General features: G+C 61.3%; 5 protein-coding genes. 3 read left to right on the top strand and 2 right to left on the bottom strand.

Annotated features, from left to right (window positions below; translation table 11 throughout):
• Window positions 1-155 precede the first annotated feature (155 nt).
• The 3 genes from nagZ (at window position 156) to H0V34_11400 (ending at window position 2606) form a co-directional block, all read left to right on the top strand.
• Window positions 156-1202, top strand: a complete 1047-nt coding sequence (gene nagZ, locus H0V34_11410; protein ID MBA2492269.1) for a beta-N-acetylhexosaminidase — start codon at window positions 156-158, stop codon at window positions 1200-1202.
• Between the two features lie 104 nt (window positions 1203-1306).
• Window positions 1307-1840: a hypoxanthine-guanine phosphoribosyltransferase gene (locus tag H0V34_11405; protein ID MBA2492268.1), complete on the top strand. Its 534-nt coding sequence runs from the start codon at window positions 1307-1309 to the stop codon at window positions 1838-1840.
• Between the two features lie 4 nt (window positions 1841-1844).
• Window positions 1845-2606 carry an S-methyl-5'-thioinosine phosphorylase gene (locus H0V34_11400; protein MBA2492267.1) on the top strand — a complete coding sequence of 254 codons (762 nt, stop codon included), beginning with the start codon at window positions 1845-1847 and terminating at the stop codon, window positions 2604-2606.
• Between the two features lie 74 nt (window positions 2607-2680).
• Here the strand turns inward: H0V34_11400 and H0V34_11395 are convergent, their stop codons facing one another.
• Both H0V34_11395 and mfd read right to left on the bottom strand, forming a co-directional pair.
• Window positions 2681-3505 carry a hypothetical protein gene (locus H0V34_11395; GenBank protein ID MBA2492266.1) on the bottom strand — a complete coding sequence of 275 codons (825 nt, stop codon included), beginning with the start codon at window positions 3503-3505 and terminating at the stop codon, window positions 2681-2683.
• Window positions 3506-3522: 17 nt separating this feature from the next.
• The coding region (mfd, locus tag H0V34_11390) for a transcription-repair coupling factor (protein MBA2492265.1) at window positions 3523-5885 on the bottom strand (2363 nt) is incomplete at its 5' end.

The following is a 5885-nucleotide window of genomic DNA, read 5'->3' as shown; positions in this document are numbered from 1 at the left end:
GCGGTGTGCACCATCATCTGAGCACTGCGTTAGCGCCGGCGACTTAAGGACAGCAAGCGTCAGGCAGCATCGACCACCCCGCGAATACCATGGATGGTGTTTGCGGGCATGGTTCGGCTACAATCCGGCTCGAATCATCGTCGTGAATAGCACCTATGACGCTCGGTCCGGTAATGCTCGATTTGTTGGGCACAACACTTTCGCCAGAAGAACACGAATTGCTGCGTCATCCACAGACCGGCGGTGTCATACTATTTACTCGAAATTACGCCTCCGTCGATCAGTTGCATGAGCTTACCGCGCAGATCCACACATTACGCAAGCCGCGTTTACTGGTAGGTGTTGACCAGGAAGGTGGGCGCGTGCAGCGATTCAGACCCGGGTTCACCCGTTTGCCCGCGCCACGAAAATTCGGGCAATTATTCAGTCGTAATCGCGAACAAGGGTTAGAGACTGCCGAACAGGCAGGCTGGCTGATGGCCGTGGAGTTACGTGCGGTTGGCGTCGATTTCAGTTTCGCGCCGGTACTCGATCTGGATCGCGGCGTCAGCGGTGTAATCGGCGATCGCGCCTTTCATCGTGACCCGCAAATCGTCGCCGAACTCGCGCGCGCCTACATGATCGGCATGCGGCGAGCGGGCATGGCCGCGGTCGGCAAGCACTTTCCGGGTCACGGTGCGGTCGTGGCCGATTCGCACGTAGCGATGCCAGTGGATTCGCGCGCGCCGGCCGACATCATGCTGGAAGATGTTTTACCGTTCGAGCGCATGATTCATTACGGGCTTGCCGGCGTCATGCCGGCGCATGTCGTTTACGATCAGGCGGATTCCAGGCCCGCGGGTTACTCGGACTATTGGTTACAAAAGGTTCTGCGTCAGCGCCTGGGTTTTCAGGGTGCGATATTCAGTGATGATCTGAGCATGGCCGGCGCTGAGCGAGGCGGCGATTACGGTCAACGTGCCGCGGCCGCGCTCAAGGCCGGCTGCGATATGGCGCTGGTCTGCAATAATCCATCAGGCGCCGCGGCTGCCCTGGCCGCGCTTGGCGACTACGATGCGCCCGCATCGCAAGTGCGGTTGACACGGCTGCACGGCCAACACGACATCGACCCTTACGAACTGCGCGCCTCAGACGCCTGGCGATCCGCGGAGCACCGCGTGCGGTCGATGGAAGAATGCTCAACCCTGGAAATGGATGTATGAGCGGCTACAGCGCGTTTGTCACGGCCCATTGCTCGGCGTGACAAACGCGTCTCACCACGGGCACGTCTGAACCAGCGGGCCAGGTATCAATGCGGATTCAGGAGATGATCGCGCCGCTGGCCGACGCGGAACAGGTTTACGGGCAGAGCGAGATTGAGGCTGCGCTGGATCGTATGGCAGTGGATATTACGCGGGATTTCGCGCAATCCAATCCGATTGTGTTGTGCGTTATGAATGGCGGTGTGGTGATCATGGGACACCTGCTCACGCGCCTGCATTTCCCGCTGGAAGTCGATTACCTGCACGTCACGCGATATCGCGGCCGTACGCATGGCGGTGCTCTCAGCTGGCAACGAAAACCCGAGTTGCCACTTAATGACCGTGCCGTGTTGATCGTCGATGACATCCTGGACGAGGGTCATACGCTGGTTGAAATACTCGATTACTGTCGCGATCAGCAGGCGAGCCAGGTCGCCACGGCCGTGCTGGTGAACAAACGGCACGAGCGCAAGCAGCTTCGCGCCGTGGTCGATTATGTCGGCCTTGAGGTCGCTGACCGCTATGTCTTCGGTTTTGGCATGGACTATAAGGGATACCTACGTAATGTGCCGGCGATTTACGCGGTAAAGGAAAACTAGTCCGGTGGCGCTCGTCAGTGACACGCCCGCGCTGGCGATTATCGGCGGCACCGGGCTGGCGGCGCTGGACGGACTAAAGATTACGCATCGCGAGGTGGTGAACACACCTTATGGCACGCCTTCCGGACCAGTGATTCACGGGCTGCTTTGCGGGAAACCGGTCATCTTCCTGGCGCGGCACGGCTACAGCCACACAATTCCGCCGCACATGATCAATTATCGCGCGAACCTGTGGGCGCTGAAGCATCTGTACGTCGCCGAGGTGATCGCCATCGCGGCGGTGGGCGGCATCGACCGGGCGATTTATCCAGAGCGGCTCGCCTTCCCCGATCAGATCATCGACTACACGTGGGGCCGCGCGCACACGTTTTTCGAACGCGAACTGAGTTGCGTGACCCATATCGAGTTTTCGCATCCTTACAGCGAGTCTTTGCGCTCGCTGCTGATCCAGGGCGCGCGCGCATCCGGACTGGATGCATATGAGTCTGGCACCTACGGTGCGATGCAGGGTCCCAGGCTGGAAACCGCCGCCGAGATTGACCGCATGGAGAGAGACGGCTGCGACATGGTCGGCATGACCGGCATGCCGGAGGCCGCGCTGGCGCGAGAACTGGAACTGAACTATGCGACCTGCGCGGTATGCGCGAACTGGGCGGCAGGGCGCGGCGAGAGTGAAATCAGCATGGCGGCGATCCGTCGGGCGCTGGATCACGGTATGAAAAAAGTCGAGCGCCTGCTCGCGTCTGTGCTGCTCCTAAAGGCATAGCGGCAAGACACAGCATACTGGCGCTGCCGCCCCGAACGCTATGGAGCCCGCGACAGTGGACCAGCGCTACTTCGCTAATCTTCGGCGTCCACCGAAGGCGTTTTCGCGTTTCCATTCATGTCTGGAATTGCATCAGGGGCAATTCCCGGCTCATTTTCCGGCGCCGACGCCGGCGGGGGCACGGGGTCTTCCACCGGTGTTATTCGCACCAGCACACCCACCAGTGGATGGTCGAGGTAATGTAGTTCCCGGCTGCGCATGCGTCGTTGATTCTGCACGCGATATTGGTAGAGCGCGCTGGCAGGCTGTCGCTCGTGTTTGCCCGGCTGCGCGGCGTGGGAAGCGCTTACCTGCTCGCGATACACCAGATCGGTGTACACGTGCAGATAGCGGCCCAAAGCCACTTTAACGGTGCCATCGAGTTCTTTGAGGCTGACCGACATTTGCCGCTCGGCATACGGGTAGGCGATGTTGGATTGTGCGTCGTTCGGTGTCGCGTCTGGAAGCAGCGCCGAAGCGTTGGCGCTCCGATACGTGGCGCCCCCGTGTATGTGTAGCGGTCTGGCCGCGCCCTCGGTCCAGCCCGGCTGCTGCCACGCGACATGTTCGATCACGTGATAGCCCGCGGAACCGGCGAGGATCGAGGCCGCAGCGGACAATTTGAACGCATCGGCCTCAAGTGCGTGGAAATCGTCGCCGGCCCGTGTGTCGGAAAGCTCGAGCGTGCCGGACGGGAGTGCAATGGGCTTGGCGGGCGCGCCGCCAGCGATTTGTACATCCAGATGGCTGAACACCAGCAGCTCGACATTATAAGCGATCGGTTCGGCATTCGCGGCGCACAGCCACATGCTCAATAGTGGCGCATAGAACAGCCACCATGCCTTGCGGTTTCGTCGCATCCGTTTCATCTCAAGGCTCAGGCGGCCTTGTCCAGGGTCATGGCGTCCAGCAATGTGGAAATCGTCTCGATCCGCTGCCCAAGGTCGACCATCGGCTCGCGAAAGCGCAACCTGTCCGCGCCTTCCAGCGAATAAACCTGAGGACGGCGACGGATGAGTTGCACCATTTTTTCCAGGTCGATGTTCGGTTTGCTGCCGAACAGTATCCGCCCGCCGTGCGGACCGGCCTCCAGCTTCAACACGCCGATAGGCGCGACCTTCAACTTGATCCGGGTCACCTCGAAGAGGTTCTTCGCATAGTCCGGCAGCAGCCCGAAACGGTCGATCATCTCCACCTGCAATTCGCGCAGTTCGTCTTCGTCCGCCGCGCTCGCGATGCGCTTGTAAAGCACCAGACGCGTATGTACATCAGGCACGTAACTGTCCGGCAGTGGCGTCGGTACGCCCAGATCGACCTCAGCGCCGTGCGCCGGGTTCGCGCTCGCGTCCGGCAATTCACATGCGCGTAATGCACGTACGGCGCGCTCCAGCAGCTCGTTGTACAACGTAAAGCCAATCTCCTGAATCTGCCCGCTCTGATCCTCGCCCAGCAGTTCGCCGGCGCCGCGAATCTCCAGATCGTGCGTCGCCAGGGTGAAGCCTATGCCTAAGTCTTCGAGCGATTCGATGGCTTCCAGGCGCTTGACCGCGTCTTGTGTCATGGCGGTTCTGGGCGGCGCGATCAGATACGCATAAGCCCGATGATGCGAGCGGCCCACGCGACCGCGTAACTGATGCAATTGTGCAAGCCCCAGCTTGTCGGCACGATTGATGATAATCGTGTTGGCGCTGGGCACGTCGATGCCGCTTTCGATGATGGTGGTGCACACCAGCACATTAAAGCGTTGATGGTAAAAATCCAGCATCACCTGCTCCAGCTCGCGCTCACGCATCTGACCGTGCGCGAATTTTACTAACGCATCCGGCAGCAGCGCGCGCGCCTGGGCGGCGACTTTCGCTATGGTCTCGACCTCGTTGTGCAGCAGGTACACTTGACCGCCACGCTTGAGTTCGCGCCGGCAGGCTTCCTGGACCAGCGTGTCGCTCCACTGCGTGACAAAGGTCTTGATCGCGTGCCGGTGCAAGGGCGGCGTGGCGATGATCGACAACTCGCGTAAAGAGGCCAGCGACATGTTCAAGGTGCGTGGAATCGGGGTGGCGGTAAGCGCCAGGGTATCGACCTCCGCGCGCAACGCCTTCAGCCGTTCCTTGTGACGCACGCCGAAGCGGTGTTCTTCGTCGATCACCACCAGCCCCAGATTCTTGAATTTGATGCCCCGCTGCAATAGTTTGTGCGTACCGATGACGATATCGACTTTGCCGCTTTCCAGGCCGGCCGTAATCGTCCGCACCCGCTTGCCCGCCTGAAAACGCGACAAGGATTCGATGTGCACCGGCCAGTCCGCGAAGCGGTCGGTGAACGTTTGATAATGCTGCTGCGCGAGCAAGGTGGTCGGCACCAGCACGGCCACCTGCCGGCCATTCTGCGCGGCCACAAACGCCGCGCGCATGGCGACCTCGGTCTTGCCGAATCCGACATCGCCGCATACCAGTCGGTCCATCGGCCGCGCCGCCGACATGTCCTTGAGCACGTCTTCGATGGCGCGCATTTGATCCGGCGTTTCCTCGAACGGGAAGGCGTCCGCAAAAGCGGCGTAATCGTCACCCTCTACCGCGAAGCTGTGGCCTTGCCGCGCCGCGCGCCGCGCGTAAATCTCCAGCAGTTCGACCGCCACGTCACGCGCCTTGTCAGCCGCGCGGCGCTTGATGCGCTGCCATTGATCGCCGCCCAGGCGATGCAGCGGTGCGTTCTCCGGGTTGGTGCCGGCATAGCGGCTGACCAGATGCAGTGAGGCGACCGGCACGTAAAGCTTGTCGCCGCCGGCATATTCCAGCATCAGGTATTCGGCTTCCACGCCGCCGGCCACCAGGCGTTGAAGCCCCAGATAACGCCCGACGCCGTGTTCCTCGTGAACGACCGGCGCACCCTCGACCAGATCGGTGAGATTGCGGATGATGGCGTCGGCATCGCGGCTGGCCGTGCGCCGGCGTCGACGCTGCTGTACGCGCTCGCCGAACAACTCGTGCTCGGTAATGATGGCGAGGCTGCAATCTTGCGCGTCGTCCATGAGCAGACCCTGCTCTAGCGGGGCTGTGGTAATCGCGAGTTTTGCGTCGGAGCCCAGAAACGCCTGCCAGCCATCGACCTGCGCCGGACGCAGATCGAAGCCATGCAACACTTCCAGCAGGTGTTCGCGACGGCCCGCCGATTCGGCGACGAACAACACGCGGCCGGTCAGTTCATCGAGAAATTTACGCAAGGGTGCGGCCGGTTCCGCGC

Source organism: Gammaproteobacteria bacterium, assembly GCA_013696315.1.
Lineage (GTDB): Bacteria > Pseudomonadota > Gammaproteobacteria > JACCYU01 > JACCYU01 > JACCYU01.
The sequence above is the reverse complement of the archived record's forward strand: the minus strand, read 5'-3'. Positions and strand labels throughout refer to the sequence as shown.

What these genes read in the sequence shown, in the direction of transcription:
- nagZ (MBA2492269.1), top strand. Translation starts at nt 156, where the DNA reads ATGACGCTCGGTCCGGTAATGCTCGATTTGTTGGGCACAACACTTTCG.
- H0V34_11405 (MBA2492268.1), top strand. Translation starts at nt 1,307, where the DNA reads ATGATCGCGCCGCTGGCCGACGCGGAACAGGTTTACGGGCAGAGCGAG.
- H0V34_11395 (MBA2492266.1), bottom strand. Translation starts at nt 3,505, where the DNA reads ATGCGACGAAACCGCAAGGCATGGTGGCTGTTCTATGCGCCACTATTG.